Annotated in this window: 24 protein-coding genes; 19 read left to right on the top strand and 5 right to left on the bottom strand. The window is 63.3% G+C overall.

What is annotated here, in order from left to right; translation table 11 throughout:
* Position 1 precedes the first annotated feature (1 nt).
* Complete coding sequence (locus tag JOZ06_RS01170; protein ID WP_293227859.1) at positions 2-547, bottom strand: cytochrome b; 546 nt, start codon at positions 545-547, stop codon at positions 2-4.
* Complete coding sequence (locus JOZ06_RS01165; protein ID WP_293227857.1) at positions 531-1,001, bottom strand: MarR family transcriptional regulator; 471 nt, start codon at positions 999-1,001, stop codon at positions 531-533. The genes JOZ06_RS01170 and JOZ06_RS01165 overlap by 17 nt, the downstream gene beginning before the upstream one ends.
* Before the next feature lie 243 nt (positions 1,002-1,244).
* Here JOZ06_RS01165 and JOZ06_RS01160 point away from each other — a divergent pair, with 243 nt between their 5' ends.
* The 6 genes from JOZ06_RS01160 to JOZ06_RS01135 are packed head-to-tail and all read left to right on the top strand — an operon-like array spanning position 1,245 to position 8,059.
* On the top strand, positions 1,245-2,378 hold the full coding sequence (locus JOZ06_RS01160) for a cell division protein ZipA C-terminal FtsZ-binding domain-containing protein (protein WP_293227856.1): 1,134 nt from the start codon (positions 1,245-1,247) through the stop codon (positions 2,376-2,378).
* A 47-nt stretch (positions 2,379-2,425) separates the two neighbouring features.
* Positions 2,426-4,561 (top strand): NAD-dependent DNA ligase LigA, encoded by a 2,136-nt coding sequence (gene ligA / locus JOZ06_RS01155; protein WP_293227855.1) that lies wholly within the window; start codon positions 2,426-2,428, stop codon positions 4,559-4,561.
* Entirely contained in the window at positions 4,558-6,006 is a 1,449-nt protein-coding gene (locus JOZ06_RS01150; RefSeq protein ID WP_293227854.1) for a tetratricopeptide repeat-containing glycosyltransferase family protein, read from the top strand. Before ligA ends, JOZ06_RS01150 begins: the two co-directional genes overlap by 4 nt.
* The gene (locus tag JOZ06_RS01145; protein ID WP_293227852.1) at positions 6,003-7,394 is read left to right on the top strand and encodes a tetratricopeptide repeat protein; all 1,392 of its coding nucleotides are present in this window, start codon (positions 6,003-6,005) and stop codon (positions 7,392-7,394) included. Before JOZ06_RS01150 ends, JOZ06_RS01145 begins: the two co-directional genes overlap by 4 nt.
* A 42-nt stretch (positions 7,395-7,436) precedes the next feature.
* Positions 7,437-7,682 carry a type II toxin-antitoxin system prevent-host-death family antitoxin gene (locus JOZ06_RS01140; RefSeq protein ID WP_293227851.1) on the top strand — a complete coding sequence of 82 codons (246 nt, stop codon included), beginning with the start codon at positions 7,437-7,439 and terminating at the stop codon, positions 7,680-7,682.
* Positions 7,679-8,059, top strand: a complete 381-nt coding sequence (locus tag JOZ06_RS01135) for a type II toxin-antitoxin system VapC family toxin (RefSeq protein ID WP_293227849.1) — start codon at positions 7,679-7,681, stop codon at positions 8,057-8,059. The genes JOZ06_RS01140 and JOZ06_RS01135 overlap by 4 nt, the downstream gene beginning before the upstream one ends.
* A gap of 72 nt (positions 8,060-8,131) precedes the next feature.
* On the opposite strand, the gene JOZ06_RS01130 is transcribed toward JOZ06_RS01135, so the two are convergent.
* Positions 8,132-8,389 (bottom strand): hypothetical protein, encoded by a 258-nt coding sequence (locus JOZ06_RS01130; RefSeq protein ID WP_293227848.1) that lies wholly within the window; start codon positions 8,387-8,389, stop codon positions 8,132-8,134.
* A gap of 308 nt (positions 8,390-8,697) precedes the next feature.
* On the opposite strand from JOZ06_RS01130, the gene galU reads away from it, so the two are divergent.
* From galU to JOZ06_RS01065, 13 genes are all read left to right on the top strand, one after another.
* Positions 8,698-9,561, top strand: a complete 864-nt coding sequence (galU, locus tag JOZ06_RS01125) for a UTP--glucose-1-phosphate uridylyltransferase GalU (protein ID WP_293227847.1) — start codon at positions 8,698-8,700, stop codon at positions 9,559-9,561.
* A gap of 64 nt (positions 9,562-9,625) precedes the next feature.
* On the top strand, positions 9,626-10,168 hold the full coding sequence (locus JOZ06_RS01120) for a hypoxanthine-guanine phosphoribosyltransferase (protein ID WP_293227845.1): 543 nt from the start codon (positions 9,626-9,628) through the stop codon (positions 10,166-10,168).
* Between the two features lie 149 nt (positions 10,169-10,317).
* The gene (locus tag JOZ06_RS01115) at positions 10,318-11,058 is read left to right on the top strand and encodes an S-methyl-5'-thioinosine phosphorylase (RefSeq protein WP_293227843.1); all 741 of its coding nucleotides are present in this window, start codon (positions 10,318-10,320) and stop codon (positions 11,056-11,058) included.
* A gap of 65 nt (positions 11,059-11,123) precedes the next feature.
* Positions 11,124-12,116, top strand: coding sequence for an SDR family oxidoreductase (locus JOZ06_RS01110; RefSeq protein ID WP_293227842.1), 993 nt, complete (start codon positions 11,124-11,126; stop codon positions 12,114-12,116).
* A complete protein-coding gene (locus tag JOZ06_RS01105; RefSeq protein ID WP_293227841.1) occupies positions 12,113-12,685 on the top strand; it encodes an SIS domain-containing protein in 573 nt (190 codons plus the stop codon). The genes JOZ06_RS01110 and JOZ06_RS01105 overlap by 4 nt, the downstream gene beginning before the upstream one ends.
* Positions 12,682-14,199 (top strand): PfkB family carbohydrate kinase, encoded by a 1,518-nt coding sequence (locus JOZ06_RS01100; protein ID WP_293227839.1) that lies wholly within the window; start codon positions 12,682-12,684, stop codon positions 14,197-14,199. Before JOZ06_RS01105 ends, JOZ06_RS01100 begins: the two co-directional genes overlap by 4 nt.
* A gap of 18 nt (positions 14,200-14,217) precedes the next feature.
* On the top strand, positions 14,218-15,318 hold the full coding sequence (locus JOZ06_RS01095) for a radical SAM protein (RefSeq protein ID WP_293227838.1): 1,101 nt from the start codon (positions 14,218-14,220) through the stop codon (positions 15,316-15,318).
* Positions 15,293-16,285 carry a thiamine pyrophosphate-dependent dehydrogenase E1 component subunit alpha gene (locus JOZ06_RS01090; RefSeq protein WP_293227836.1) on the top strand — a complete coding sequence of 331 codons (993 nt, stop codon included), beginning with the start codon at positions 15,293-15,295 and terminating at the stop codon, positions 16,283-16,285. The genes JOZ06_RS01095 and JOZ06_RS01090 overlap by 26 nt, the downstream gene beginning before the upstream one ends.
* Complete coding sequence (locus JOZ06_RS01085; RefSeq protein ID WP_293227834.1) at positions 16,282-17,340, top strand: transketolase C-terminal domain-containing protein; 1,059 nt, start codon at positions 16,282-16,284, stop codon at positions 17,338-17,340. Before JOZ06_RS01090 ends, JOZ06_RS01085 begins: the two co-directional genes overlap by 4 nt.
* 37 nt (positions 17,341-17,377) lie before the next feature.
* Positions 17,378-18,769, top strand: a complete 1,392-nt coding sequence (locus JOZ06_RS01080; RefSeq protein ID WP_293227832.1) for a radical SAM protein — start codon at positions 17,378-17,380, stop codon at positions 18,767-18,769.
* Between the two features lie 54 nt (positions 18,770-18,823).
* The gene (locus JOZ06_RS01075; protein ID WP_293227831.1) at positions 18,824-23,344 is read left to right on the top strand and encodes a glycosyltransferase; all 4,521 of its coding nucleotides are present in this window, start codon (positions 18,824-18,826) and stop codon (positions 23,342-23,344) included.
* A 144-nt stretch (positions 23,345-23,488) separates the two neighbouring features.
* Entirely contained in the window at positions 23,489-24,313 is an 825-nt protein-coding gene (locus JOZ06_RS01070) for a hypothetical protein (protein ID WP_293227830.1), read from the top strand.
* Positions 24,314-24,357: 44 nt separating this feature from the next.
* Positions 24,358-25,176, top strand: a complete 819-nt coding sequence (locus tag JOZ06_RS01065) for a hypothetical protein (RefSeq protein ID WP_293227828.1) — start codon at positions 24,358-24,360, stop codon at positions 25,174-25,176.
* Between the two features lie 36 nt (positions 25,177-25,212).
* Here the strand turns inward: JOZ06_RS01065 and JOZ06_RS01060 are convergent, their stop codons facing one another.
* Positions 25,213-26,463, bottom strand: a complete 1,251-nt coding sequence (locus JOZ06_RS01060) for a glycosyltransferase (protein WP_293227827.1) — start codon at positions 26,461-26,463, stop codon at positions 25,213-25,215.
* A gap of 94 nt (positions 26,464-26,557) precedes the next feature.
* Positions 26,558-26,797: glycosyltransferase (locus JOZ06_RS01055; protein ID WP_293227825.1), on the bottom strand; the 240-nt coding region annotated here is incomplete at its 5' end.

Genomic DNA, 26,797 nt, shown 5'->3' with positions numbered 1-26,797 from the left:
ATCAAGAACCGCCGAGACGCATGCGATGAAGCATGCCGTCGCGGTCGAGGAAATGGTGTTTCAGCGCGAACAGCACATGGCCGCTGACTGTCAACGCCAACAGCAGATTGAGGCCGCGATGCAGCCATTTCAGGTTTTCGGCCAGCGCCGGATCGGCGGCGACCCAGTCGGGCAGGTGAGCGATGCCGAAGAATACGACCGGGATGCCGTACGCCGAGCTCATGGCCCAGCCGGACAACGGTACCGCCAGCATCAACGCATACAGCGCCAGATGGCCGAGGTGGGCCAGACGCTGCTCCCCGGCGGACATATGGGCGGGCAGCGGCGGCACGCGGGTCGCGGCGCGGGTCAGCAGCCGCAGCGCCAGCAGCAACAGGATCGTCAGTCCCGCCGATTTGTGGCTCAGGATCAGCTTCAATCGCAAGGGCGAGAGCGGCAGGCTCCAGATTTTCAGCCCCACGGCGAACGCGACCACGATCAAAAGGGCCATCACCCAGTGCAAAACGACGAGTGGTACGGCGTAACGGGGATTATTCGCAGGCTTCATCGGATACCTCGTTCAAGGCCATGGCAAACGCATCGCGCAGGCGTTTCAACTCCGCGGCGCACCGATCGTAATCCTTGGGGTCGAATGCGGCGAATGCCTGGCGCATATGCTGCAAGTGCGCCGGAAAGGCTTCCTCGAACAGCGCCTCGCCGCGCGCGGTCAAAGCGACGAACACGCTGCGCCGATCGTGCTCCAAGGTCGTGCGTTGCACAATGCCCTTATCGCACAGGCGATCGACCACGCCGGTCAGCGTGCCTTTGGTGATCAGCGTCTTTTCCGAGAGGTCCTTGCAACTCATGCCTCGGGTATTGCCCAGGGTGGCGACCACATCGAACTGCGGCGGGGTGAGCCCCATCTGCCGGACGTGGTGGGCCGAGAATTGCTCGAAGGTCTGATAGGTTTGGGCCAGCAGCCGGATTAGCGGTAGAAAGGGCTCCCGGGGCGTTTGACTCATAGCGTCTCCGAATTTGATTATGGTGATGATAGTTCGTATTAGAACTAATTGCAAAATTCCTTATGCATGAATATCTAGCACAAATCATGAACAATGTATCGACGGCGTGGAGACGCGGTGGCATCCTGGGGGATGAAAGGCCGAGATGACAGGCTTTTCCGTCCGATTTCATTGACACAGGTGTCGCGCGAACGACGATTCGTTATACTACCCACGGATTTATTCGCCCTTGCGGACTGGCTGATGAGCGAATTACAACTAGGTTTATTGGTGTTGGGCGGATCAATCGTCGCCCTGGTATACGGTTTCAACGTGGTGCAGGAGTGGCGCTTCCGTCGCAAAATGCGACAGTCTTTCGTACGCACGCAAGACGATCCGCTGTTGACCGTGCCGAAGAACAATGTGCGCGACGGCGTGCGCGCCGACCGGCTGGAGCCGGTGCTGCTCGACGCCGGTCGCGTCGACTTGCCCGAACCGGAGCCGTTCGAGGTCGAGGTGCCCGACGACGAGCCGGTGGCCGAGATGGTCGCGGAACCGGCCGAGGAGCCGTTCGACGCGGCCGACCACCAGGCATTGGTGGTCGCCATGCTCGATCCCTCGCTGGACTTCATCAGTGAAGTGGTCTTCCACCAGCCGCAGGAGCTGGTCAGCATGCCGCGCTTCAACGTCGCCAAGCGGGTGCAGATCATCGGCCGTACCGAGCGTGGCCTGTGGAAGTCGGCCGAGGTGCTGCCCGGCATCCGTTATAAGCAGGTCAACATCGGGCTGCAGCTGGTTGACCGCGGCGGTGCCGTCACCGAGCAGGAGCTGGCGAGCTTCTGCCAGCAAGTCACGCGCTTTGCCGAGGAGTACGGCGCTGCCGCGAGCTTCCCGCAGCGGCAGCAAAAGCTGGTGGCCGCGCGCGAGCTCGATCGTTTCTGCGCCGACGTGGACGTGCTCATCGGCATCAATGTCGTGCCGCGCCAGGCCATCGAAGGTACTCGCTTACGCAGCTTCGTCGAATCCAGCGGCATGCAGCTCGAACCCGACGGCGCTTTCCATTATCTCGCCGACTCCGGCAATACGCTGTATTCGCTGATGGCGGCCGATCAGATGCCGTTTACGCTGCATACGCTGCTCGACAACAGTTTCCCGGCGTTGTGCCTGCTGTTTGACGTGCCGCGCGTGGCGGGCGGCGTCGAGGTATTCGACCGCGCGATTCAGTTTGCCCGGTTGCTGGCGCAGGAGTTCGACGCGCAACTGGTCGATGACAACCGCCGTCTGCTGACCGACGTCGGCCTTGGCCGCATTCGCGATCAATTGAAGACCATCTATGGCAGCATGGACGACCGCGGCATCGCGCCCGGCAGCGTCGCCGCCCTGCGCCTGTTTGCCTGACCCACCGGGCCGACCCCGCGTCGGCCCGCTCATCCGACCGTCCTGACATGATACCGACCGACGATATCCAGCGTGCCGCCGCCTTGCGCGCCCTATTAAACCGCTATGGCCGCGAATACTACGAGCTTGACGCGCCCACGGTGCCCGATGCCGAGTACGATCGCTTGATGCGCGAGCTGATCGCGCTGGAGGCGCGCCATCCCGCATTGCGCGCGCCCGACTCGCCCACGCTGCGCGTGGGCGGGGCGCCGCTGGCGGCTTTCGCGCAAGTGACCCACGCCGTGCCGATGCTGTCGCTCAACAACGTGTTCTCCGACATGCAGGTCGAGGACCCCAGCGCGCGGCACGCGGAGCTGAGCCAATTCGATGAGCGCATCGCGCGCGAGTTGGCCGTGCTGCCGGTCGAGTACGCGGTCGAGCCCAAATTCGATGGCCTGGCCATCAGTCTGTTGTACCGCGACGGTGTACTGGTGCAGGCCGCGACCCGCGGCGACGGCGTGACCGGCGAGGAGGTGACCGAGAACGTGCGCACGGTGAAGCGCCTGCCGCTCAGGCTTACCGGCGACAACGTGCCGGCGCTGTTGGAGGTACGCGGCGAGGTGCTGATGTTCAAGGCCGACTTCGAGCGGCTGAATCAGGCACAGGACGCGTTGGGCGAGAAGCGTTTCGCCAACCCGCGCAACGCCGCCGCCGGCAGCCTGCGCCAACTGGATTCGCGCATCACCGCCAAACGGCGCCTGTCGTTTTACGCCTATGCCATCGCCCGTATCGAGGGCGCCGTCTGGCCCGAGACGCATCAAGCCGAAATGGATTGGCTGGCCGCGCTCGGCCTGCCGGTGGTCGAGCATGCATTGCGGCCGGTCGTATCCGGCTTGGCCGGCCTGATCGGCTGTTACGAAGCCATGCTGGCGCGCCGCCCCAGCCTGCCGTACGACATCGACGGCGTGGTGTACAAGGTCAACCGGCGCGACGAACAGGATCGATTGGGGTTCGTGGCGCGCGCGCCGCGTTTCGCCGTCGCGCACAAGTTCCCCGCCGAGGAAGCGCTGACCGTGGTCGAGGCGATCGAGGAGCAGGTGGGCCGAACCGGCGCCATCACGCCGGTGGCGCGGTTGACGCCGGTCTTCGTCGGCGGCGTCACCGTCACCAACGCCACGCTGCACAACCAGGACGAAGTGCTGCGCAAGGACGTGCGCGTCGGCGACACCGTGATCGTGCGCCGCGCCGGCGACGTGATACCCGAAGTCGTGTCGGTGGTGCTGGACAAGCGGCCAATGCGCGAGGCTGCCGGCGTGGACTTGTTTTCGACGTCGCTTGAGCCGGTGAGTCCGCCCTACCGCCTGCCGAGCCAGTGCCCGGTGTGCGGCTCGCACATCGTCAAGCAAGAGGACGAGGCGGTGGCGCGCTGCTCCGGCGGTTTGTTCTGCTCGGCGCAGCGCAAACAGGCGCTATGGCATTTCGCCTCGCGCCGGGCGATGGATATCGACGGCCTGGGCGACAAGCTGATCGACCAGATGGTCGAGCGCGGCATGGTACATACGCTGGCCGATCTGTACCGGCTCGACGCCGAGCGTCTGGCCGGCATGGAACGCATGGGGCAAAAGAGCGCCGACAACCTGGTGGCCGCGATCGAAGCCAGCAAGCACACGTCGTTGGCGCGCTTCATCTACGCGCTCGGCATCCGCAACGTCGGCGAGGCGACCGCGCGCGATCTGGCGCGCCATATCGGCGATATCGGCGCGCTGATGGCGCTGGCCGACGGCATCGACGATCCGCTGGTTCGCGGCAGGTCGCTCGACACGTTGATGGCCGTACCCGACATCGGCCCGGTGGTGGCCGAGTCGATTCTCGATTTCTTCGCCGAGGCGCATAACCGCGAGGTGGTCGACGCCCTGGTGGCGGTCGGCGTGCATTGGCCGCAAGAAGCGGTGGCCGATAGCGGCCCGCAGCCGCTGGCCGGCAAAACCCTGGTGCTGACCGGTACGCTGCCGACCTTGAGCCGCGACGAGGCCAAGGCGCTGATCGAGGCCGCCGGCGGCAAGGTGGCCGGCAGCGTTTCGGGCAAGACCGATTATGTGGTGGCCGGCGAAGCCGCCGGCAGCAAGCTCGACAAGGCGCAAGCGCTGGGCGTGGCGATCGTCGACGAAGCCGGCTTGCTGGCCTTGCTGGAGCGCGGCGCATGACGGACATCGCGGTGGACGAGGTGTACGAGCAGGGTTGCCGGCACATGGCCGCCGGACAGCTCGATGCGGCGCTGACCGCGTTCGACGCCGCCGTGGCGGCGCGCCCGGACGACTGGCAGGCGTTGGCCAACCGTGCCGTGTGTCACCATCGGCTTGAGCACTACGATCTGGCGCTGGACGATTATTGCGAGGCGCTCAAGCTGCAGCCCGATGCGCCGGGCTTACTGATCAACCTGGCGGCGCTGCTCAAGGAACTGGGGCAGCTCGATCCGGCCGAGGGCCTGCTCGCGCGCGCGATCGAGCTCGATCCGAATCACGCCGACGCCTGGAGCAACCTGGGCCTCGTGCGGCAGCATCAACGCCGTTATGACGACGCGGCCGCCTGCCATCTGCGCGCGATCGAGCGCGCGGGCGCGAGTCCGGCGCGGTGGACCAACCTTGGCAACGCGCTCACCGGCGGCCTGCATCTGAGCGAGGCCGTCGACGCTTACCGGCAGGCGCTGGCGCTCGATGCCGATTTCTCCGACGCGCGCTATAACCAGGCGATTCCGCTGTTGACGCTGGGCCGTTACCTGGAGGCTTGGCCATTGTACGAGGCACGCTGGCAGGTGTTCCTGACACCGCGCTTTCAAGGCCAGCGCTGGCAGGGCGAGGCGCTCGGCCGGCGCACGCTCTTGCTGTGGAGCGAGCAAGGGCTGGGCGACAGCCTGCAGATGGCGCGCTTTATTCCACAGGTGCGTGCCGCGCATCCCGAGGCGCGCTTGCTGTTGTCCTGCCCACAGAGCTTGCACCGGCTGTTCAGCGGCCTCGGCGACGTCGAACTGGTAACGCCCGAGGCGGCGCCGGCCTTCGATTGCCAGCTGCCGCTGGCGTCACTGCCTGGCGTGCTGGCCGCCCGCATCGACACGTTGCCGCTGGCGCCGTATCTGTCGGCGCGCGCGAACGACATGGCCGCGTGGGCGGCGCGCCTGCCGCCCAAACAGCCTGGCCGGCTGCGCGTGGGTCTGGCTTGGCAGTCCGGCGTCTGGGGCGTCGGCGCGCGCGACTTGATGCGGCAGCAGAAATCGATCGACCCCGAGGCGTTCTCGCCGCTATTGCCGCTAGCCGATTTTGTCTGCCTGCAACCCGAGCCGTTGCCCGATTGTCTGCAGGAACGGGTGTTCGCGCCGGTCATTCACGACTTCGCCGACACGGCCGCCATCATCGCCCATCTGGATCTGGTGCTGTGCGTCGACACCGCCGTCGCCCATTTGGCCGGCGCCATGGGCAAACCGGTCTGGGTGCTGATGCGCCATGAAGGGGCGCCGTTCTTCGGCGCCGAGGGCGAGTCCGCGCCGTGGTATCCGAGCGCGCGGGTATTGCGTCAGCCCGCGCCCGGCGACTGGAACGCCGTCTTGTTGCGTGTTGCCGGCGAATTGGCCGCCTTGCGCGCGGAGGCATCATGACCTTGAGCGACTGGCGCGCCTGTTTCGACCTCGGCAACCAATGCTACGCGCGCGGCGATTATCCGCAGGCGCTCGATCACTATCTGCAGGCGCTGAATCTGAATCAGGGCTCGTGGGAGGTGCGCAACAACTTGGCGGTGCTGCTCAAGCTGCTGGGCGAGCGCGCCGTGGCCGAGACCTGCCTGCGCGAGGCGCTGGCGCTCAACCCGGATTATCTGGATGCCTGGATCAACCTGGGCAATCTGTACCGCGGCCTGCAACGTTACGACGAGGCGCATCAGTGCTTCGACGCCGCGTTGACGCTGGCGCCGCGGCATGCCGAACTGTTGAGCAACCTCGGACTGCTGTTCAAGGAGCAGGGCCGGCTCGCCGAGGCCATCGACAGCTACCGCCGCGCGACCGCGCTGGCGGACGCGCCGGCGGAGGCCTTTTTCAACGGCGCCATCGCGCTGATCCAGTCCGGCGACTATCGCGAAGGCTTCCGTTGGTACGAACAACGCTGGCGCATGCCGCGGATGCAGGCGCTGCGCCAGCCGCTCGACCAGGCGATGCCGGAATGGCGCGGCGAGCCGCTGGCCGGCAAGACGTTGCTGGTGTGGCACGAGCAGGGGCTCGGCGACATGATTCAGATGGCGCGCTACCTGCCGTTGTGGAAGGCGGCGCATCCCGGCTGCCGGCTGGCGTTGCGCGTCGATGCGCCGCTCGTGCCGTTGCTGACCTGCTTGGCCGGCGTCGACCTGCTTGTCAGTAGCCAAGCGGCATTGCCGCCCGCCGATTATCACTTGTCCGCCATGTCGTTTCCGTTCGTCTGGGGGACAATGCCGGAGAGCATCCCCAGCCGCGCGCCGTACCTGACGGCGGATGCCGCGTTGACGCAACGCTGGGCCGCCCGCCTCGGGCCGAAAGGACAACGGCCGCGCCTCGGCGTGGTCTGGCAATCGGGCGACTTCGGCGTCGGCCTGGGCGAGATCGACCGCCAAAGCCGCAGCCTGCCGCCCGAAGCGCTGGCGGCTTTACTCGACCGCATCGACGCCGATTGGCTCTCGCTGCAGGTCGGCGGCGATGCGCTGCCGCCCGCGCTTGCCGCGCGGCTGATCGCGCCCGGCGCCATCGGCGACTTCGCCGATACCGCGGCGATCCTGACGCAATTGGACGCGTTGATCACGGTCGATACCGCCGCCGCGCACCTGGGCGGCGCGCTGGGCGTGCCCACTGTGGTGCTGATGCGTGCGCTGGGCGGCAACCTGTTCCCCGCCGACGGCGAGCGCATGCCGTGGTATGCGTCCATGCGCCTGGCGCGCCAGACGCGCCTGTTCGACTGGCAGCCGGTCATCGCCGACTTGCCGCGTTTGCTCAGTCAAGTTTGCCCGCTTCCAGGAATTGGTTAACCCAGCTTACTGGTATAGACTAGACTTAGCTAAGGAGGCGCCATGACGACTGTAAACATGTTCCAGGCGAAGTCGACGTTGTCAAAATTGGTCGAAGCAGTGGAAAGCGGCGAGACGCAAGAGGTGATTATTGCCAGAAACGGCAAAGCCGCTGTGCGTATCGTGCCGCTGCAGAATTATCGCCAACCTGTGCGGCTCGGGCTGGCCAAGGGTGAGTTCACCGTGCCCGACGATATCGACGAGTGCAACGAGGAGGTGTTGGCACTGTTCGAAAAGGGGGGGGAATGAACGTTCTGCTCGATACGCATATCGCGCTATGGGCCATCGTCGACGATCCGAAACTGCCCAAAGCCGCGCGCGAGATGCTGCTTAGGCCGGAGGTGCGGGCTTATACCAGCACGGTGTCGCTGTGGGAGATCGCCGTAAAGCACTCGTTGGGAAAATTGCCGGTTTCCAGCCAGTACGCGCAAAGCGCGTTTAACGCCGCGGGCTTTGACAGCCTGCCCATTCTGCCGGAGCACGTGACGAGAACGGAAGAACTCCCTTGGATTCACAAGGACCCGTTCGATCGCATGCTCATTGCCCAAGCGCTCACCGAGCCTATGCGTCTATTGACGGTTGACAGCAAGTTCGGCGGCTATCCCGGTCTGATCCAATTGCTGTAACACAAGTGTAGCGAGTGTTCGCGAAGCAACGCACGGGATCGGGGGCCAGCGGCCCCCGCCTCCGTTATAGCGTTAGTCCGCGGTGAGAATCATGCAACCCGCGACCCGTCTGGTGCGCACAACCTCCGGGAAATACAGCCAAGATCGCTCCGAATCGACGCGCAGCGACGACCATGGCAGACGGCTATCGATGATCAGCCGGCAAACGTCGGGATCGGCGCGGCCCGCGTGCGGCGCGCACAGTTCCGAAATCAGAGAAAACAGCGGCAATTGCTGGAGGTCGCGGTTTGAAACGGCGGTGTGGGTTACAGTACGATGGCGGGTAGCCATATCAACTTCTCCTTCGTTAAGGGGTTACAGAGTTGGTTTGGTCAGCGGGTCCGGGGTGCTGAGAACGCCCCGGGCCCGCGCCCTTTGCGGCGTTGTGCCGCCCGACCACCTTAATCCAGTGACACGGGCAAAAACAATATGGCATGCCCGTCAGGAAATTCTGAAAATCAGACAGCGACGGTCGCCCCCTGATGCTGGAATGAGGCAAATAACGTCGGAAAAACAGCAAATAATCGGCAAAGCGCTAGAGCCGCTGACGGCGGCACGCTAGAATACGCCCGGTCAAATTCAGAAAGCGATACGCGCCAATGAAGAAAATTACCAAAGCAGTGTTTCCGGTGGCCGGCCTCGGCACGCGTTTCCTGCCCGCCACCAAGGCGAGTCCGAAGGAAATGCTGCCGGTGGTCGACAAGCCGCTGATTCAGTACGCCGTCGAAGAGGCGGTGGCGGCCGGCATTACCGAACTGATCTTCGTCACCGGGCGCAACAAGCGCTCGATCGAGGACCACTTCGACAAGGCCTACGAACTGGAAACCGAATTGGAAATCAAGAGCAAGCACAAGCTCTTGGACATGGTGCAAGGCATCATCCCGAGCTCGGTCACCTGCGTCTACACCCGCCAGCCCGAGGCGCTCGGCCTTGGCCACGCCGTGTTGTGCGCGCAGCCGGTGGTCGGCAATGAACCGTTCGCCGTGATTCTCGCCGACGACTTGATCGACGGCACGCCGGGGGCGATGGAGCAGATGGTGCAAGTGTTCGACGAGACCCACTCGTCGGTGCTGGGCGTGGAAACCGTCGATCCGTCCGAAACCGGTTCTTACGGTATCGTCGAGATCGACGAACAGCCGAACGGCCGGCGCAGAGTGAAGAGCATCGTCGAAAAACCGCGTCCCGAGGAGGCGCCGTCGAATCTCGCCGTGGTCGGCCGCTACATCCTGACGCCGCAGATCTTCGACAAGCTGATCAACACCAAGCCGGGCGCCGGCGGCGAAATCCAGCTGACCGACGGGATCGCCGCGCTGCTCAAGGACGAAGAGATCTTGGCGCTACCGTTCTCCGGCGTGCGCTACGACTGCGGTTCCAAGCTCGGCTATCTGAAGGCGACCGTCAGCTACGGCCTGAAACACCACGAAGTGGGCGCCGCCTTTGCCGATTACCTGGCCAAGCGCTAAAACGAATCATCGAATCCCGCTGCGTCCTGCCTGCGGCGCGGCGGTTTGAAGTAAAGGAGTCAGCATGGCAAACGTTGCCGAAGCCCTGGGCATCTTGAATAGCTCGGACATTCTGTTTACCGCCGAGGACGTCGATCGCGCCGTCGATCGCATGGCTGGGGAAATCTCCGCCAAGCTTGGGGAAGCCTATCCGCTGGTGCTGTCCGTCATGGGCGGCGCGGTGGTGTTTACCGGCCAGTTGCTGCCGCGCCTGCATTTCCCGCTGGATTTCGACTACGTGCATGTGTCCCGCTATGGCGACAAGACCCACGGCGGCGAACTGGTATGGAAGCAAGCGCCGAAGGAAGACGTGCAAGACCGTGTGGTGTTGGTGCTGGACGATATTCTGGATGAAGGGCATACCATGGCGGCCATCCGCGACAAGGTGATGGCCATGGGCGCGAAGGCGTTTTTCAGCGGCGTGTTCGCCAATAAGCTGATCGCCAAGGAAAAACCGATCCACGCCGATTTCGTCGGCCTGGACGTGCCGGACCGCTACGTGTTCGGCTACGGCATGGACGTGCGCGGCGCATGGCGCAACCTGCCGGCGATCCACGCGCTGAAGTAAACGCCTGACGCAGCCCGGTTCGGCCTGTCGGCGCATGATGCGCCGCGGCAAACCGGGCTTTTTCCCCTTCTTTCCCCTATCCCTAGTCCGCTAAAGCCGATACACTCCAACCACTAGTATCACAACATACTTTATTACGGGAAGCTAAGATGCTGGCAATCATCGGCGGAAGCGGTCTCGCCCAGCTGTCGGTCTTGGAAGTCACCCATCGCCAAGTCGTGCGCACGCCGTACGGCGATCCCTCTTGCGCGCTCACCTTCGGCCTGGTCGGCGGCCGCAACGTCGTGTTCATCGCCCGTCATGGCTACGGCCATTCGCTGGCGCCGCACGAAATCAATTTCCGCGCCAATATCTGGGCGCTCAAACAGCAGAACATCAAAGGCATCGTCGCCATCGGCGCGGTCGGCGGCATCCGCCCGGACATGTGCCCCGGCGCCATCGTGCTGCCCGTCGACGTGCTCGATTACACCTGGGGCCGCGAGCATACCTATTTCGAGGGGCTCGACAAGCCGGTGGTGCACGTCGATTTCACCCATCCCTATTGCCCCGATTTGCGCGCCGGGCTCACTCAGGCGGCCGCGGACGAATCGATCGCGCTGATCGATGGCGGCGTCTATGCCTGCACGCAGGGGCCGCGGCTGGAGAGCGCCGCCGAGATCAACCGGCTGGAGCGGGACGGCGCCGATATCGTCGGCATGACCGGCATGCCGGAGGCAGCGCTCGCGCGCGAGCTGGGGTTGCCCTATGCGATGCTGACGGTGGTGGCCAACTACGCCGCGGGCCGCGGCGAGAGCGCGGACAAGGTCGACTTCTCCGGCGCCTCGTCGGTGTTGGATACGTCGCTGCGTTCGGTGGAGCGGATTTTGCAGCGGTTGCTGCAGTCGCGGTAGTTGCGCAACTCAAGTAATGCCTGTTCGGGCCGATAAATCATTCATTCATTCAGGTGTTGTGAAAGATGAAAGCTCTTGTCACCGGCGCAGCCGGATTCATCGGTAGTCATCTGGCGGAAATGCTGCTGGCGCAAGGTGCGGAAGTGGTGTTGGTCGATGATCTGTCCACGGGCAAACAAGCCCATATCGACGCGTTGCTGGCGCGAGGGCGCTGCGTCTTCCGCCAAGTCGACATCCGCGACCGCGAGGCGTTGGAACCCTGCTTCGCCGGCGTGGAGCAAGTGTTCCACTTGGCCGGGCGCGCCGATATCGTGCCGTCGATCGATGATCCCGAAACCTATTTCTCGGTCAACGTGCAAGGCACGTTGAACGTGCTGCAGTCGGCCCGCCTGCACGGCGCGCGCCGCCTGGTCTACGCCGCCTCGTCTTCCTGCTATGGCATCCCTGATCGTTATCCGACGCCGGAAACCGCGCCAGTGCAGCCGGAATACCCGTATGCGCTGACCAAGGCCATGGGCGAGGAGCTGGTGCTGCATTGGGGCAAGGTCTATCGTTTGCCGGTGGTGTCGCTGCGCTTGTTCAACGTCTACGGTCCGCGTTCGCGCACGGCCGGCACCTATGGCGCGGTGTTCGGCGTTTTTTTGGCGCAAAAGCTCAAGGGATTGCCGTTCACCGTTGTCGGCGACGGCGAGCAGAGCCGCGATTTCACCTATGTCACCGACGTGGCGCGCGCCTTCATGATGGCCGGCGCCTCGGACATCTGCGGCGAGATCATGAACGTCGGCAGCGGCGGCCATTACAAAGTCAATCGCCTGGTCGCGCTGTTGGGCGGCGACAAGGTCCATATTCCGAAACGGCCCGGCGAACCGGATTGCACGTTCGCCGATACCGACAAGATTGCGCGCTTGCTTGGCTGGAAGGCGGAAGTGCCGCTGGAGCAGGGCGTGGCCAACATGCTGGCCTGTCTCGACGATTGGCGCGACGCGCCGCTGTGGACGCCGGCGAGCATCGAACACGCGACCAAGAGCTGGTTCGACAACCTGGGGACACAATCATGAATAGCGTAACCTTGTCCGGCGCCTGCGAACGCTTTTCCGGCGTCATGAGCGGTATCGTCGCGAGCCATGCCGGCCGCACGTTGTCGACCGATGCGGCCATCGCCGCCTTGCTCGACATGCTGGTCACGTTGCGCCATGCCGACGGCGCGGTCTATATCATCGGCAATGGCGGCAGCGCCGCCGTGGCGGCGCATATTCAGAACGACCTGGTCAATAAAGGCAAGCTGCGCGCCCACGTGCTGCACGAGCCGTCGCTGATGACCTGCATGAGCAACGACTTCGGCTACGACCAGGCCTATGCGCGCATGGTGGCGCGCTATGCCCGCAAAGGCGACGCGCTGATTGCCATCAGCAGCTCCGGCAAATCGCCCAATATCCTGCAGGCGGTGGCGGCGGCGCGCGAAACCGGCGCCCATGTGGTTACCCTGAGCGGTTTCGCCGAGCATAATCCGCTTTCCGACCGCGGCGACATCAACTTCTGGAGTCCGTCCGGCGACTATGGCGAGGTGGAGGTTTCCCATCTGTTCCTGTTGCACTACGTGGCGGATTGCCTGGCGGAGCGGACATGACCGAGCACAAAATTCACGCCCTGGAAGATCTGGCGGCGATCGTCGACGAGCATAAGCGCCAAGGGCGGCGCGTGGTGCTGTGCCATGGCACCTTCGACTTGATGCATACTGGCCATATCCGCCATCTGCAAAGCGCGCGCCGGCTGGGCGACGTGCTGGTGGTGACGCTGACCGGCGACGCGTTTGTGCGCAAGGGCCCGGGCCGCCCGGTGTTCGGCGAGGATCTGCGCGCCGAGAATCTGGCCGCGCTCGCCTGCGTCGACCTGGTGGCCGTCAATCAGGCGGAGACCGCCATCAACGTCATTCACGCGCTCAAGCCGTCGCTGTATGTCAAGGGCAGCGATTATGTCGACGCCGCCGCCGATCTGACCGGCAATATCGCCCGCGAGGTCGAGGCGGTGCGCGCGCACGGCGGCGACGTGCATTTCACCGATGAGATCACCTTCAGCTCCACCAGCCTGCTGAATAACCATTTCGATGTGTTCTCGCCCGAGGCGCGCGCCTTTTTGGCCGACTTCAAGCAGCAGTTTCCGCTCGACGAGTTCATCGGCCGCATCCGGCGCCTGAAGTCGCAGCGCGTGCTGGTGGTGGGCGACGCCATCATCGACGAATACCATTACGTGTCCACGCTCGGCCAGACCGGCAAGGGCAATACCCTGGCGGTACGTTACGCCTCGGAAGAGCGCTTCGCCGGCGGCGCCATCGCGGTGGCCAACCATGTGGCCGGCTTCTGCCAGGAGGTCACGCTGTTGACCGCGCTGGGCAAGGAGCCCGGCACGCGCGAATACGTCAGCGAGAAGCTGCGCCCGAACGTCAGCTTGCCGCACATCGAATTTCCGACGGCGCAGACGCTGATCAAGCGCCGCTTCGTCGACCAGGATCTGCAGCGTTTGTTCGAAGTGTATTTCGGCGGCGTGGAGCAGGAGCGCAGCGCGCTCGACCATCAGGTCTGCCAATGGCTGGCGGCGCATGCGGCCGACTACGACACGGTGATCGTGCCCGACTTCGGCAACGGCATGATCTCGCGCGACATCGCCCACGCCATTTCGACCCATGCCCGTTTCCTGGCGGTCAATACGCAGATCAACAGCGGCAACCGCGGCTATCACGTGATCACCCGCTACCCGCGCGCCGATTTCCTGTGCTTGAACGAGCCCGAGGCGCGGCTGGCGGCGCACGACCGCCTCTCGCCGCTGGAAATGATCGCCAGCGAGCTCAATAGCCGCCTGTCGGCCCGGGCCACCGCCATTACCCGCGGTAGCGCCGGCGCACTCCTGGTCGGCCAGGACAGCATGCTGTCGATTCCGGCGCTGTCGTCCAAGGTCGTCGACCGCATCGGCGCCGGCGACGCGTTCCTGTCGTTGGCCGGCACCTGCATGGGGGCCGGCGAGCCGCCGGAAATCGCCGTGCTGGCCGGCAGCATCTCCGCCGCGCTCGATGTGCAGATCGTCTGCAACCGCGAGCCGGTCGATCCGGTGCTGTTCTGCAAATATGCCACGACGTTGCTCAAATAAGGCGGGAGGGACCGGGCGATGGACAAATTTCTGATCGATAGCCACAAGCTGATTTATCACCCGCAGCGGGTGGCGCAACTGCTGGACGTGGGCGACGCGTGGGAGCGCGCCAAGTCGGTCTATCCGATCTATCTGGAGCTCGCGCCGGTGGGCGCCTGCAATCACCGCTGCACGTTCTGCGCGGTCGACTATATCGGCTACAAGTCGGTGATGCTCGACGAGGCCGTACTGGCCGAGCGGATTCCGGAAATGGCGCGTCTGGGCGTGAAGAGCATCATGTACGCCGGCGAGGGCGAGCCGCTTCTGCACAAGAAGATCAACGAGATCGTCGCCATGACGAAAGCCAGCGGCATCGACGTGGCTTTCACCACCAACGGCGTGCTGCTCAATCAGCGTTTCGTCGAGGAGTCGCTCGACAAGGTGTCGTGGATCAAGGTATCGCTCAACGCCGGCAGCGCCGAGAGCTACGCGGCGATCCATCGCACACGCGAGCGTGATTTCCAGCGCGTGGTCGACAACCTGCGCGCCGCCGCCGAGCACAAGCGCGCGCATGGACTGGACACCGTGATCGGCGTGCAAGCGCTGCTCCTGCCGGAGAACGCGCACGAGATGGTCGAACTCGCGCGCATCTGCCGCGACGAGATCGGCGCCGATTATCTGGTGATCAAGCCGTACTCGCAGCATCTGTTCAGCGAAACCCACGAATACGAGAACGTCAATTATCAAGGCTATCTGACGCTGGCCGAACAACTGGCGCCGATGAACAGCGACACGTTTCAGGTGGTGTTCCGCGCCCACACGATGCGCAAATACCAGGAAGACCCCGAGACGCGCTACAAGCAATGCCACGCCACGCCGTTCCTCTGGGGCTACGTGATGGCCGATGGCCGCGTCTACGGCTGCAGCGCCTATCTGCTCGATCCGCGTTTCGAATACGGCAACATCAATCAAAACACCTTCCAGGAGATTTGGGAGGGCGACAAGCGGCGCGAGAACTTCCAGTACGTGCGTCATCAACTGGATATTCACGAGTGCCGCAAGAATTGCCGCATGGATGAAGTCAACCGTTATCTCGACCGGCTGGTGAATCAAAGTGTGCCGCACATCAACTTCATTTGAGACGGCGTCGCGGCCGATCGCGCTGTATCGCGCCATGCTGCGCATTCGCCTGGTCGAGGAGGAAATCGCGCGGCGTTATGCGGCGCAGCAGATGCGTTGCCCGGTGCATCTGTCCATCGGCCAGGAAGCGCCGGCGGCGGCATTCGGTTTCGCGCTCACAGCCGAGGATCAGGCGTTGTCGACGCACCGTTCCCATGCCCATTACCTGGGCAAGGGCGGGGATCTGAACGCCATGATCGCCGAGCTGTACGGCAAGGCCACCGGCTGCTGCGGCGGCCGTGGCGGCTCGATGCACCTGTCCGACCCGCGCGCGGGATTCCTGGCCAGCACGGCCATCGTCGGCAACAGCATTCCGCTCGGCGTCGGCGTGGCGCTGGCGCAGCAATTGCGCGGCGACAAGACGCTGACTTGCGTGTTTTTCGGCGACGGCGCGACCGAGGAGGGGGCGTTCTACGAGGCGGCCAACTTCGCCGCGCTGCGCCAGTTGCCGGTGTTGTTCGCCTGCGAAAACAACCTGTATTCGGTGTATTCGCCGCTGTCCAAGCGCCAGCCGGCCTCGCGCGACCTGTGCGTGCTGGCCGAGGCGCTGGGCGTGCCCGCGGTGCGGGTCGACGGCAACGACGCGTTGGCGGTAGAAGCCGCGGCGGAGCAGGCGGTGGCCGCCATCCGCGCCGGCGGCGGCCCGCGGTTCGTCGAATGCACGACCTACCGTTGGCGCGAGCATTGCGGACCGAACTACGACGACGAGCTGGGCTACCGGCCGGAGGGCGAACTCGCCGCCTGGCAGGCGCGCGATCCGCTGCCGCGGCTCGCGCGGACGCTGTCGCTGACCGAGGCCGATCAGCAGGCGATGGCGGCCGAGATCGCCGCCGAGATCGGCCTCGCTTTCGAATTGGCGTTGGCCGCCCCGTATCCCGACGCGTCGACCGCGTTGGACGGCATTTACCGCACGGAGCTGGCGTCATGAGCCGCGAAGCCACCATCAACGCCGCTCAGGCGATCAACGAGGCGCTGCATCTTGCCATGGCGCAGGACGAGCACGTGTTGAAATTCGGTTTGGGCGTGGATGACCCCAAGGCGATCTTCAACACCACGGCGGGCCTGCAGGAACGTTTCGGCGCGGCGCGCGTGTTCGATACCCCGACCTCGGAAAACGGCATGACCGGCATCGCCATCGGCGCCGCCCTGGCGGGCATGCGCCCGGTCATGTGCCACCAGCGGCTCGATTTCTTCCTGCTGGCGCTCGATCAATTGGTTAACAACGCCGCCAAATGGCACTACACCTTCGGCCGCCCGGTGCCGCTGACCATTCGTTTGATCATGGGGCGCGGTTGGGGGCAGGGCCCGACCCACTCGCAAAACCTGCAGGCCTGGTTTGCCCACGTGCCCGGTTTGAAGGTGGTGATGCCGGCCAACGCCGCCGATGCCAAGGGCCTGTTGCTGTCGTCGATTTTCGACGACGACCCGGTGGTGTTTTTGGAGCACCGCTGGCTGCACTTCGCTCAGGGCGAGGTGCCCGAGGGCGATGTGCGCGTGCCGCTCGGCAAGGCCGCCATCCGTCAGGCCGGCGACGCCGTCACCATCGTGGCGGCCTCCTACATGGTGGTGGAGGCGTTGCATGCCTGCCGCGCGTTGGAAGCCGCCGGCGTGCATTGCGAGCTGATCGATCTGCGTACCGTCAAGCCGCTTGATTGGGACACGGTCTATGCCTCGGTGCGCCGTACCGGCAGGCTGTTGGCGCTGGATACCGGCGCCGCCACCGGTTCGATTGCCGGCGAAATCGTGGCGCGGGCCAGCATGGATTGCTGGAGCGCGCTCAAGGCGCCGCCGTTGCGGCTCGCGCTGCCGGATTGTCCGGAGCCGACCAGCTATGGATTGACCCGGCAGTTCTATCCGGGCGCGGAAGAGATTGTTCGTTGTATCGGCAAGATGCTGGGGCTCCCCAGCCTGCCGCTGGAGTTCCTGCCCCAGCGCCACACGCACCATGATGTGCCGGGCGTCTGGTTCAGCGGGCCGTTTTGAGTTGACGCCGCGTGCAAGCGGGTAAGGAGACAGAATCATGAGTGACAACAAGCACAAGGACGTTAACCGCTTCGGTTACGAAACCACCACGTCCATTCCCGACGACGCACCGCTCAAGCGCAACCCCGGGCACAAGCTGCGCACGTCCAACGTCATCGTCAACCGCGCGGCGTTGACCGACGAGCAGCAGCAGATCGATAGCTACAAGCTCGACAAGATGACCGGGCAGAAGATTCACTTCGTCAGCGAAGGCAACCAGATCGGCGTGATGCGCCTGTCCGAGGGCGAAGAGGCGCCCAGCGCGCCCAACCAGTTCACCGGTCCGAGCTACCGCAATCCGCCGCAGCGCTTCCGCTTCGACGGCCACAAGATGATGCATCATCTCGACCGGCTGGCGGCCTGGCAGCGCGGCGAGCGCTTCGCTCCGATCCACATCGACATGGGGTTGACCAAGTTCTGCAACACCGCCTGCATCTATTGCTATGCCGTGGTGCAGAACATGACCCAGGGCACGATGATCCAGCGTGACGCCTTGCTGCGCTACATCGACGACTGCGGCCGCCTGGGCGTGCGCTCGATCGGCTTCATCGGCGACGGCGAGCCGACGTTGAATCCGGCACTGTACGACGCCGTGGTGCGCGCGCGCGAAGTCGGCATCGATACCTCGATGGCGACCAACGGTCTGCTGTTGGACATGGACCGGGCGCACGATCTGTTGAAGAACATGAGCTGGATCCGTTTCAATCTGTCGGCCGGCGAACGCGACGGTTTCCGCCGCGTGCATCAGTCGAAGGAGAAGAACTTCGACGAGCTGGTGGAAAAGATCCGCGAACTCGTGCGCATCAAAAAGGAAAACAATTACCCCTGCACGCTCGGCTTGCAGATGGTGCTGATTCCGGAATGCTTCGATCAGGTGCTGAAAGAGGCGAAGCTCGGCGCCGAGCTTGGCGTCGACTATTTCGTTATCAAGCACTGCTCCGATTCCGAGTACAAGGAAATCGGCATCCAGTACGAAGACTACCTGTCGATTCAGGACGTGCTGAAGGAAGCGGAAAGCTACTCCACTGACAGCTATGTGGTGCAAGCCAAGTGGAATAAGATCAATGCCGCATCGGAATCCGCCTTGTATAAGGACGGCTATCGCAAATATGATGTCTGCTACGGCACGCCGTTCCTGCTGCAGATTTCCGGCAACGGCAAAATCTACCCGTGCGGACCGTTCTTCAACAAGGAACGGTTCTATATCGGCGATTTGCACGAGCAGTCGTTCTACGACATGGTAATGGGCGACCGTTACTGGGCCGTGCACAAGGACGTGTCGGAGTCGGTCGACGTGCACAAGGATTGCGCGGTCGGCTGCCGGCAGGACTATGTGAATAAATTCCTGTGGGATCTGAAAAACCCGCCGGAGCATATCAACTTCATTTAAGGCGGCACGAGCCGCCCAACAATAACAACTCAGAGCGCGCGCTCGGGAGGGTGCATGATTTCCGTCGTCATTCCGGCCTATAACTACGCGGATTATTTGCCCGCGGCCATCGACAGCGTATTGGCACAGGGGATCGAGGATATCGAGATCCTGGTTTGCGACGACGCGTCGACCGACAATACGCCGGAGGTCATCGCCCGCTACGAAGCCGCGCATCCTAGCGTGCACGGCTACCGCAACCTAGTGAACCTGGGCGCGGTCATCAACATCAATTACGCGGTCAGCCTGGCGCACGGGGATTATATTCTGGTGCTGGGCGCCGACGACTATCTGGCGCCCGGCGCGCTCGCGCATCTCAAAGCCGCGCTCGACGATCATCCGGAATGCGGCTACGCCTTCGGCCGTTACAACATCGAAGTGGGCAACGGCCAGATCGCGGCGCTCACGCACCCCGGTTGGCTCGACCACGGCTACGCCGGCACGCGTGACGAATTCGCACCGTTGTTGCGTCACGATTGTTACATCAACATCGGCGCCACGCTGTTCCGCCGCGCGTCGGTCAAGCTGCGCGAATCGTTTTTCGATGTGTTGTTGCGCACCTTCGAGGGCGAACGTTTCTTCCGCGCCACCGACTGGGATCTGGTGCTGTTTCTCAGCCTCAACAATGTGACCGGCGTGTTCCTCAACGAGCAGATCTCGATCTTCCGCCAGCACCAGCATCAAGCCTCCAGCGTCGACAAATACGGCGCGAGCGGGGTGGCCATCACCGAGCACATGCTGTTGCTCGACCGCTATCTGACCGACGAGAACCTGCCGCGCCTGACCGGCCAGCTCGGCCCGATCTTCGCGCTGCTGTATGGCAAGTTCCTGTTTTACACGCAACACGCCAAGCCGGCGTCGCAGCAGATCGACGACTATATCCGCCGCCGCTTCAGCGCGTATTGCGAACGTTTCAAAACGCTATTGCGGCTTGACCCGTCGTCAAGCGTGCCGCCGGTGTTGCAAGGCGTGCTGGAGGCCGGCCGTGCGCTGCACTTCCCCGTTGCCGAGGCGCAAAATATCGGACCGCTGTTCTCGGTGGTGCTGACCACCTACCAGCGGCCGGCCCTGCTGCAGAACGCGCTGGCGAGCGTGCTCGCGCAATCGTGCCAGGATTTCGAGATTCTGCTCGTCAACGACGGCGGGCCGATGGTCGAGTCGACGCTCGATTGGGTCGGCCGCGACGCGCGCGTGACCTACCTGCGCCAACCGAACCGCGGCCCGTCGGCGGCGCGCAACGCCGCGCTGAAGCTCGCGCGCGGGCGCTACATCGTCTATTTGGACGACGACGATCTGATGCGCCCCAAGCACTTGGAGACGCTGAAGGAGCAGCTGCAGCTGACGCCCGACGCGGTGGTCTACACCACGGCGGAGTACGTGACCGAATCGCTGGAGGGGGGGCTGCGCATCGAACGCAAGCGCTTCATCCCTTACGCGCACGACGAATTCGACAAGCTGCGCCTGCAGGTATGCAACTACATCCCGATCAACACCTTCTGCCACGCGCGCGCGCTGTTGGACCACGTCGGCCTGTTCGACGAATCGCTGCATGCGCTGGAAGACTGGGATCTGTTGATCCGCCTGTCGCGCGTGGTGCCGTTCGTCCACATCCAGCGCAACACGGTCGAGGTGCGGCAGCGTCTGGAAGACCGCAGCGGACACCAGACCGGCCGCCAGTTCGACAACCTGCACGACTTGTTCCGCAAGATCTACGCGCGTTACGACGATCTGGGCGAGCCGGCGGTGCGTGTCGGCCGGGCCGCGATTCTGGCGGCGGAACATCCGATTCAAGCGTCGCTCGGCTCGATGAGCTATCAAGCCTGGCTAGGTGACCATGGCTTGCGCGAAGTCGACGCCGAAATTCTGGCCGAGCGCATGATGAGCAAGTGGCATCGCCGGCCGCTTATCACCATCGTCATGAAGGTGCCCCAGGCGCGCCTGGATGCGTTGGGCGGCACGATCCAGTCGCTGCAACAGCAGCTGTACAACACCTGGCGTCTGGTGGTGGTGGCGGATTTCCCGGCGCCCGACCCGATCTTCAACAGCACCGACCTGCTCGGCTGGCTGCAGGTCGACCGCCTGGACGACGCGGATGTGCTGGCACAGGCGCTCAATGCCATCGTCACCGATCTGCCGGGCGACTGGATCGGCTTCTTGCCTTCCGGCTCCGAGCTCGCGCCCGATTGCCTGTTGCGCGTGGCCGATTATGTGCAGCACAAGGACAAGCTGGTCGCCGTCTACAGCGACCACGACACGATGCTGTTGCCGGGCTGCTATGCCGAGCCGCAGTTCAAGCCGGACATCAACCTGGAGTACCTGCTCAACTGGGACTACATCGAAGCGGCATGCTGGTTCAACCAGCAGTCGGTGATGAGTGTCGGCGGCTTCGCCGCCTTCCCGGGCAAGGAGGGCTACGAGCTGTTGTTGCGCCTGATCGATCAGTTCGGCGCCGACAACGTCGGCCACCTGGCGTATCCGCTGGCGCATCTTCCCCAGCAGCAGGAGACCGATCTGTCGCGCGCGGCCCATCGCGTCGCGGTGATGAACCATCTGGCGCGCCAGGGGCGCGAGAAGTCGCAGGTGCTGGAAGGCGCGCTGCCCGATACCTTCAAGGTGGCGTATGAGATCGACGGCACGCCGCTGGTGTCGATCGTCATCCCCAGCCGCGACAAGCTGGAATTTCTGCAGCCTTGCGTCGAGACGCTGCTGGGCAAGACGCGTTACCAACAATTCGAGATTTTGATCGTCGATAACCAGAGCGTCGATCCGGACGTGCTCGACTACTATCGCGAGATCCAGGAGCGCGAACCCGAACGCGTGCGGGTGGTGGAGTACGATGCGCCGTTCAATTTCTCCGCGCAGTGCAATTTGGGCGTGAGCGTGGCCAAGGGCGACTACGTGCTGCTGTTGAACAACGACATCGAGATCGTGCAGCCCGAGTGGCTGGAGCGGATGTTGATGCACGCGCAGCGTCCCGAGGTCGGCATGGTCGGCGCCAAACTGGTGTATCCGGAAACCGGCATGGTCCAGCACGGCGGTATCGTGCTCGGCGGCGGCCCGATGTTGCTGGACGTGGCGACGCACTTCGGCATGGAGTGCAAGCTCGACGACCCGGGCTATATGAACCGCAACCAGTGCGATATGTATCTGTCGGGGTTGACCGCCGCTTGCCTGCTGATGCGGCGCGAGGTCTACACCGAAGTCGGCGGCATGAACGAAGAGCTCAGCGTGCTGTTCAACGACGTCGAGTTCTGCCTGCGCATGGGGCAGGCCGGCTACAAGCTGTTGTGGACGCCTTACGCGGTCCTCGTGCATCACCATGGCATGAGCGTCAACGACAAGCTGAAGAATCCGATCGAGCAGGGCCGTTTTGCCGAGCGCAGCCAGCGCGAACACGAATACATGCTGGACAATTGGCTGCCGGCGCTGGCCAACGACCCGGCCTATAACCGCAACCTGACGCTGCAAGGGGCGCCGCTGACGATCGAGCCGGCGGTGCCGTTCACCTGGGACCCGTCCTTCACCGAACGGCCGAAGATCCTGGCGACGGCGATTCCCGGCGGCAGCGGCGAGTATCGCGTCATCGAGCCGCTCGTCGCCCTGGCGGTGGCGGGCAAGGCGCAAGTGTGCACGGTGCGGGCGGTCAATAGCGGCAATCGCACGCTCAAGCTGTCCGAGATCGAGCGCATGAACCCGGATGTGCTGGTGACGCAAAACGGCATCAGCGATCACCATCTTGAGACCCTGCGTTACTACCAGAAATATTTCGCCGATAAGCGGCGCGTGGTGACGCTGGACGACTTGCTGACCGATCTGCCGGAAAAAAGCTCGCAGTACAAGCATATCAAGGCCAACTTCCGCGATGCGCGCCGGCGCTTGCGCACCTGCTTGTCGATGGCGGACCGGCTGGTGGTGTCGACCGCGCCGCTGGCGGAGTTCGCGCGCGATTTCATCGACGACATCCAGGTGGTGCCGAACCGCGTGAGCAAGGCCAAATGGCAGCACTTGGCCTCCGCCCGCGGCGTCGGCCGCAAGCCGCGCGTCGGCTGGGTGGGCGCGCTGCAGCATAAGGGCGATCTGGAGCTGATCAAGGAGGTGGTGCGCGCCACTGCCGACGAGGTCGAGTGGGTCTTCATGGGCATGTGGCCGGAAGACGTGGATGACTGCATCCGCGAGAAACGCCAGGGTGTGCCGTTCAAGAACTACCCGCAGGCGGTGGCCAGCATGAACCTGGATCTGGCGGTGGCGCCGCTGGAGATCAACGCGTTCAACGAGAGCAAGAGCAATCTGCGGCTGTTGGAATATGGCGTGCTGGGCTGGCCGGTGGTGGCGAGCGACATCATCCCGTATCAGACCAACGACGCGCCGGTGAAGCGGGTGCCGAATACGCCGGAAGCCTGGATAGAGGCCATTCGCGAACGGGTGCACGATCTGGACGCGACTTACCGCGAAGGCGATGCGCTACGCGCCTGGGTGACGCAGCATTACCTGCTGGAGGATCATCTGGACGAGTGGGTGCGCGCGTACGGGAAGTAGCGCGCTTCTTAGGGCCTGTCTGCAAATAGTTTGCAGACAGGCCCTAACCAGGGCGTCCGGTGCCATCCAGCAGGATGAAAGGGACGCCATGGTAGCGGCATTGAGTGCCATGCCGTCCCACCTCTTTTACGCTAAGGTATTGTTATGGCGCTTTTCGGCAGTGAATTGAGCATCCTTTTTCGCCTGGTGCAAAGCTTGCATGCTGAAAAGCAGCGCCGCCCACGGGTGCTGTGCCTCGGATATCCTGCCATCCTGGCCAATGCACAAACCTTTGCCAATCTCGATTTCCCGGTCGCCTGGGACGAGGTCGTCAAACGCGAGGACAGCGAGGCAGCCTGGCGGGCGCATGGGCTGGACATGGCGGGCACCGGCATGTGCGAAGCGGCTTCGTTGTTTGACCGCATGGGCGCTAATCTGTGGGTAATGTCCGATCAGCCGCACACTGGTCCGCATGTCGTGCATGACCTCGACTATCCCATTGCTGGCACGTTGCGCCGCCAATTGGGTGAAATCGACCTCATTATCGACCCCGGTGTGTTGGGGGGCCGGTTCAATATTGCCCAGGGCTTCCAGAATATCGATTGGTTACTGCCCCAGCAGGCCATCGTGTATCACCAGGCGGTCATTGCCTCGCCGAATCACGCATTTTGGGGTATCAGCCCAACCGCTTTCTACGACTTCTACCGGACGCGCGGCTATTTTCTCGGCATTCCCTGTTTATGGGCAGGCCAGCGGGATGCGTACGGCTTTGAACCGGTGTTGCAGGAAGCGATGCCTTACGAGGCCATTCCCCAATATCCGGCGCATTTTTGCGGATCGTTTATCTTCCGCAAGGGTGTATACGCAAGTGATGACCCCGGGTTTCCCATTCAACATTGCTATTCAAGCCGGAGCAGGAATCTCAGTTTTGGGGATTTTGTTGCCGATGCATTGCCTGCAACGCATCTATTCCGTCTTAACAGAAACTAAGCCGTGTTGCCGCGTTTAAACAGGATACGAATGGAGGACCCGGTATGGGCCTATTGGTAACGGAGCTGCGTGTACTGGAACATTTCATCCAATTGAATCAAAACAAGAAAAACAGGAAGCTCCGCGTACTGGCGTTGGGATATCCCACCTTTCTTGCCCTGGCCGAGTATTTTGCCGAACTGAATATTGCGGTTGACTGGCGAGACATAAAACTGGAATCTGATAGCGCCGCTCTTTGGAAAGAACATAATTGGGACGAATTCATCGACAAACCCATGTTCGAGACGCGCAGCCTGTTTGAAACCATGGGCTGCGAATTTGTGGTCGTCGATGCCATCACTTGGGGGGGAGAGGATTTCATCCTCAACCTTAATTTGCCGATTGATGATGCAATGCTGCATGCGCTGGGGAAGTTCGACATCATTCTGGATCCGGGTACCATCGAACACTGTTTCAATGTCAGCCAGGCGCTGCAGAACGTCGATGATTTGCTCGAGCAGGACGGATTCGTGTTTCACCAGATCGCAATCGCATTCCCGAACCACGGGTTCTGGAACATCAGTCCGATTGCGCTGTTCGCGTTTTATCATCAGCGAAGATATGCGCTCGGCCAGCCCTATGCCTGGAGCAGCCCGCGTATTCCGGTATTCCAGCGTATCCATCCCGCAATGAGGTTCGACAGTTACCCTTCCTGGCTGATCGGGGCGCTTTGTTTCCGCAAGACCGTCGAGTCGCCGAGGAGCAGTGGATTTCCCTCCCTGCAGGGTATTCTGTCCGAGATCGATGCGCTGCCGTTGGAGGATTGGTGTCTGGCGGCGCTACCGGAGGCTTATTGCGTGCCTCCGGTGAGCGGATCCCACTGAATAAGGGGATGGCCGCCCCGCGCGCCGTTCCGTCTCCTATGCCGATTCAATCCGGGTGTCACGCACGGCGCTAACGTCGGCGAGTATCTGCTGCGCGCGATGGCGCCAGGTGTGATGTTGGCGCGTTTGTTCTGCGGCGTTCATGGCGATGTCGCGCAGCGCCGCATCGCGGCCGCGCCATTCGGAGAATGTCTCGGCCGCCGTTTCCATGTCGAACGGCACGTAATGCTCGCCAGGGGTGAAATGGCGGCGAATGTCGTACTCCGGGTCGTCGAAGCGCCCGGTGCAGACGAAGATACTGCCGCCGCTGCCCATGCACTCGAGCACGCGCGAGTGCATGCCGAAGCAGCCGTTGTGCACGTTGAACGACGTGCGCCGGTACACGTCGGCCAGTTCCGATGCCCAGCGCAGGTTGCCTTGGTAATACGGCAGGTACGTCGGCCAATAGCGCCAGAAACTCGTGCCGTAGATCTGCAGGGACAGCCCGGCGGCCAGTGTGGCGTTGGCCAGCGCCAGACGGTCGTTGACGCGCGGCATCTCGGTATCCAACAGCTGTAGAAAGGGTGTCTGATCCATTTCGCCGACAAGGTCCGCGGCGGTGAAGTCGATCCCTAGGTAGCGGCTGGTTTCGTCGGCAATGATCTGGTGGAGCTGGGGGAAGCTGAGTTGGCAGATCGAGGCTTTGACCTTGTTGAGCAGGAAGTTGGCCATGTAGTCGAAATGCAGCTTGCGGCCGTTGTTCCAGGCCATGACATGCTGCAGGGACTCCATGTTCATCACGTGCAGCGGCATGGGAATATGGCCGCAGATTGCCGCGCGTCCCGGTTCGGCCTTGACCTCCGGCTTGACGTGATGGACGCGGGGGTCGATGCCGGTATGCAGCCGGCCCCAGACGCCCTGCGTCAAGTGATGGCTGAAGCCGAAATACGTCGGGTCGACCAAGGTGTAGATCAGCGCGCTGCCGCCGAAACGGGGATCACTGTAGTGCAGCTGCGGCAGTTCTTCCTGTTTGTTGGGCTCGCGCCAGCCGTCCTGAATCCAGGCCACGTGTAGCATGCCTTCGGGAAAGGCGTCCGGCGTTTGACCCCGCGTACGATTGATTTCGAAGACGAAGTCAGGCTTGAGCGCCTCCAACTGCGCCTTCACCTCTTCCGGCGCTTGACCGGCGTCGACCCATTGTGTCTCGACGCCTTCGTCCTGGAAGGCCTGCGCCAGTGCGCGCATGATGTTGAACAGATAGCCGTTGCGGCTGAAGCTCACGAGCAGGGCGATGTTGTTGATCGGCATGGCGGACCTCGGTGTAGGGCGTGTAGGTCATGCTGTGCTGCGCGGCTGTTGCTCAGGTTGTAAACGGCCCGGTGTTGGCCGGAGCCGGTTTTCGTCACGCCGGTTCGAGGCTGGGCGCGGCCATTTGCCGCACGGCGGCCACATCGGCGAGGATTTCGCGCGCGCGATGGCGCCAAGTGTGATGTTGGCGCGTTTGTTCGGCGGCATTCATGGCGATCTCGTGCAGCGCCGCGTCGCGGCCGCGCCATTCGGAGAATGTCTCGACCGCCGTCTCCATGTCGAACGGCACGTAATGCTCGCCGGGGGTGAAATGGCGGCGGATGTCGTACTCCGG

It is taken from the genome of Paludibacterium sp., from assembly GCF_019232825.1.
GTDB lineage: Bacteria > Pseudomonadota > Gammaproteobacteria > Burkholderiales > Chromobacteriaceae > Paludibacterium.
The sequence above is the reverse complement of the archived record's forward strand: the minus strand, read 5'-3'. Positions and strand labels throughout refer to the sequence as shown.

Bases quoted from the DNA above. Each gene is read 5' to 3' on its own strand.
- JOZ06_RS01120 (WP_293227845.1), top strand. From the start codon at position 9,626: ATGGCAAACGTTGCCGAAGCCCTGGGCATCTTGAATAGCTCGGACATT.
- JOZ06_RS01140 (WP_293227851.1), top strand. From the start codon at position 7,437: ATGACGACTGTAAACATGTTCCAGGCGAAGTCGACGTTGTCAAAATTG.
- JOZ06_RS01135 (WP_293227849.1), top strand. From the start codon at position 7,679: ATGAACGTTCTGCTCGATACGCATATCGCGCTATGGGCCATCGTCGAC.
- JOZ06_RS01095 (WP_293227838.1), top strand. From the start codon at position 14,218: ATGGACAAATTTCTGATCGATAGCCACAAGCTGATTTATCACCCGCAG.
- galU (WP_293227847.1), top strand. From the start codon at position 8,698: ATGAAGAAAATTACCAAAGCAGTGTTTCCGGTGGCCGGCCTCGGCACG.
- JOZ06_RS01085 (WP_293227834.1), top strand. From the start codon at position 16,282: ATGAGCCGCGAAGCCACCATCAACGCCGCTCAGGCGATCAACGAGGCG.
- ligA (WP_293227855.1), top strand. From the start codon at position 2,426: ATGATACCGACCGACGATATCCAGCGTGCCGCCGCCTTGCGCGCCCTA.
- JOZ06_RS01080 (WP_293227832.1), top strand. From the start codon at position 17,378: ATGAGTGACAACAAGCACAAGGACGTTAACCGCTTCGGTTACGAAACC.
- JOZ06_RS01115 (WP_293227843.1), top strand. From the start codon at position 10,318: ATGCTGGCAATCATCGGCGGAAGCGGTCTCGCCCAGCTGTCGGTCTTG.
- JOZ06_RS01100 (WP_293227839.1), top strand. From the start codon at position 12,682: ATGACCGAGCACAAAATTCACGCCCTGGAAGATCTGGCGGCGATCGTC.
- JOZ06_RS01105 (WP_293227841.1), top strand. From the start codon at position 12,113: ATGAATAGCGTAACCTTGTCCGGCGCCTGCGAACGCTTTTCCGGCGTC.
- JOZ06_RS01160 (WP_293227856.1), top strand. From the start codon at position 1,245: ATGAGCGAATTACAACTAGGTTTATTGGTGTTGGGCGGATCAATCGTC.
- JOZ06_RS01075 (WP_293227831.1), top strand. From the start codon at position 18,824: ATGATTTCCGTCGTCATTCCGGCCTATAACTACGCGGATTATTTGCCC.
- JOZ06_RS01170 (WP_293227859.1), bottom strand. From the start codon at position 547: ATGAAGCCTGCGAATAATCCCCGTTACGCCGTACCACTCGTCGTTTTG.
- JOZ06_RS01060 (WP_293227827.1), bottom strand. From the start codon at position 26,463: ATGCCGATCAACAACATCGCCCTGCTCGTGAGCTTCAGCCGCAACGGC.
- JOZ06_RS01070 (WP_293227830.1), top strand. From the start codon at position 23,489: ATGGCGCTTTTCGGCAGTGAATTGAGCATCCTTTTTCGCCTGGTGCAA.
- JOZ06_RS01150 (WP_293227854.1), top strand. From the start codon at position 4,558: ATGACGGACATCGCGGTGGACGAGGTGTACGAGCAGGGTTGCCGGCAC.
- JOZ06_RS01065 (WP_293227828.1), top strand. From the start codon at position 24,358: ATGGGCCTATTGGTAACGGAGCTGCGTGTACTGGAACATTTCATCCAA.
- JOZ06_RS01130 (WP_293227848.1), bottom strand. From the start codon at position 8,389: ATGGCTACCCGCCATCGTACTGTAACCCACACCGCCGTTTCAAACCGC.
- JOZ06_RS01145 (WP_293227852.1), top strand. From the start codon at position 6,003: ATGACCTTGAGCGACTGGCGCGCCTGTTTCGACCTCGGCAACCAATGC.
- JOZ06_RS01110 (WP_293227842.1), top strand. From the start codon at position 11,124: ATGAAAGCTCTTGTCACCGGCGCAGCCGGATTCATCGGTAGTCATCTG.
- JOZ06_RS01165 (WP_293227857.1), bottom strand. From the start codon at position 1,001: ATGAGTCAAACGCCCCGGGAGCCCTTTCTACCGCTAATCCGGCTGCTG.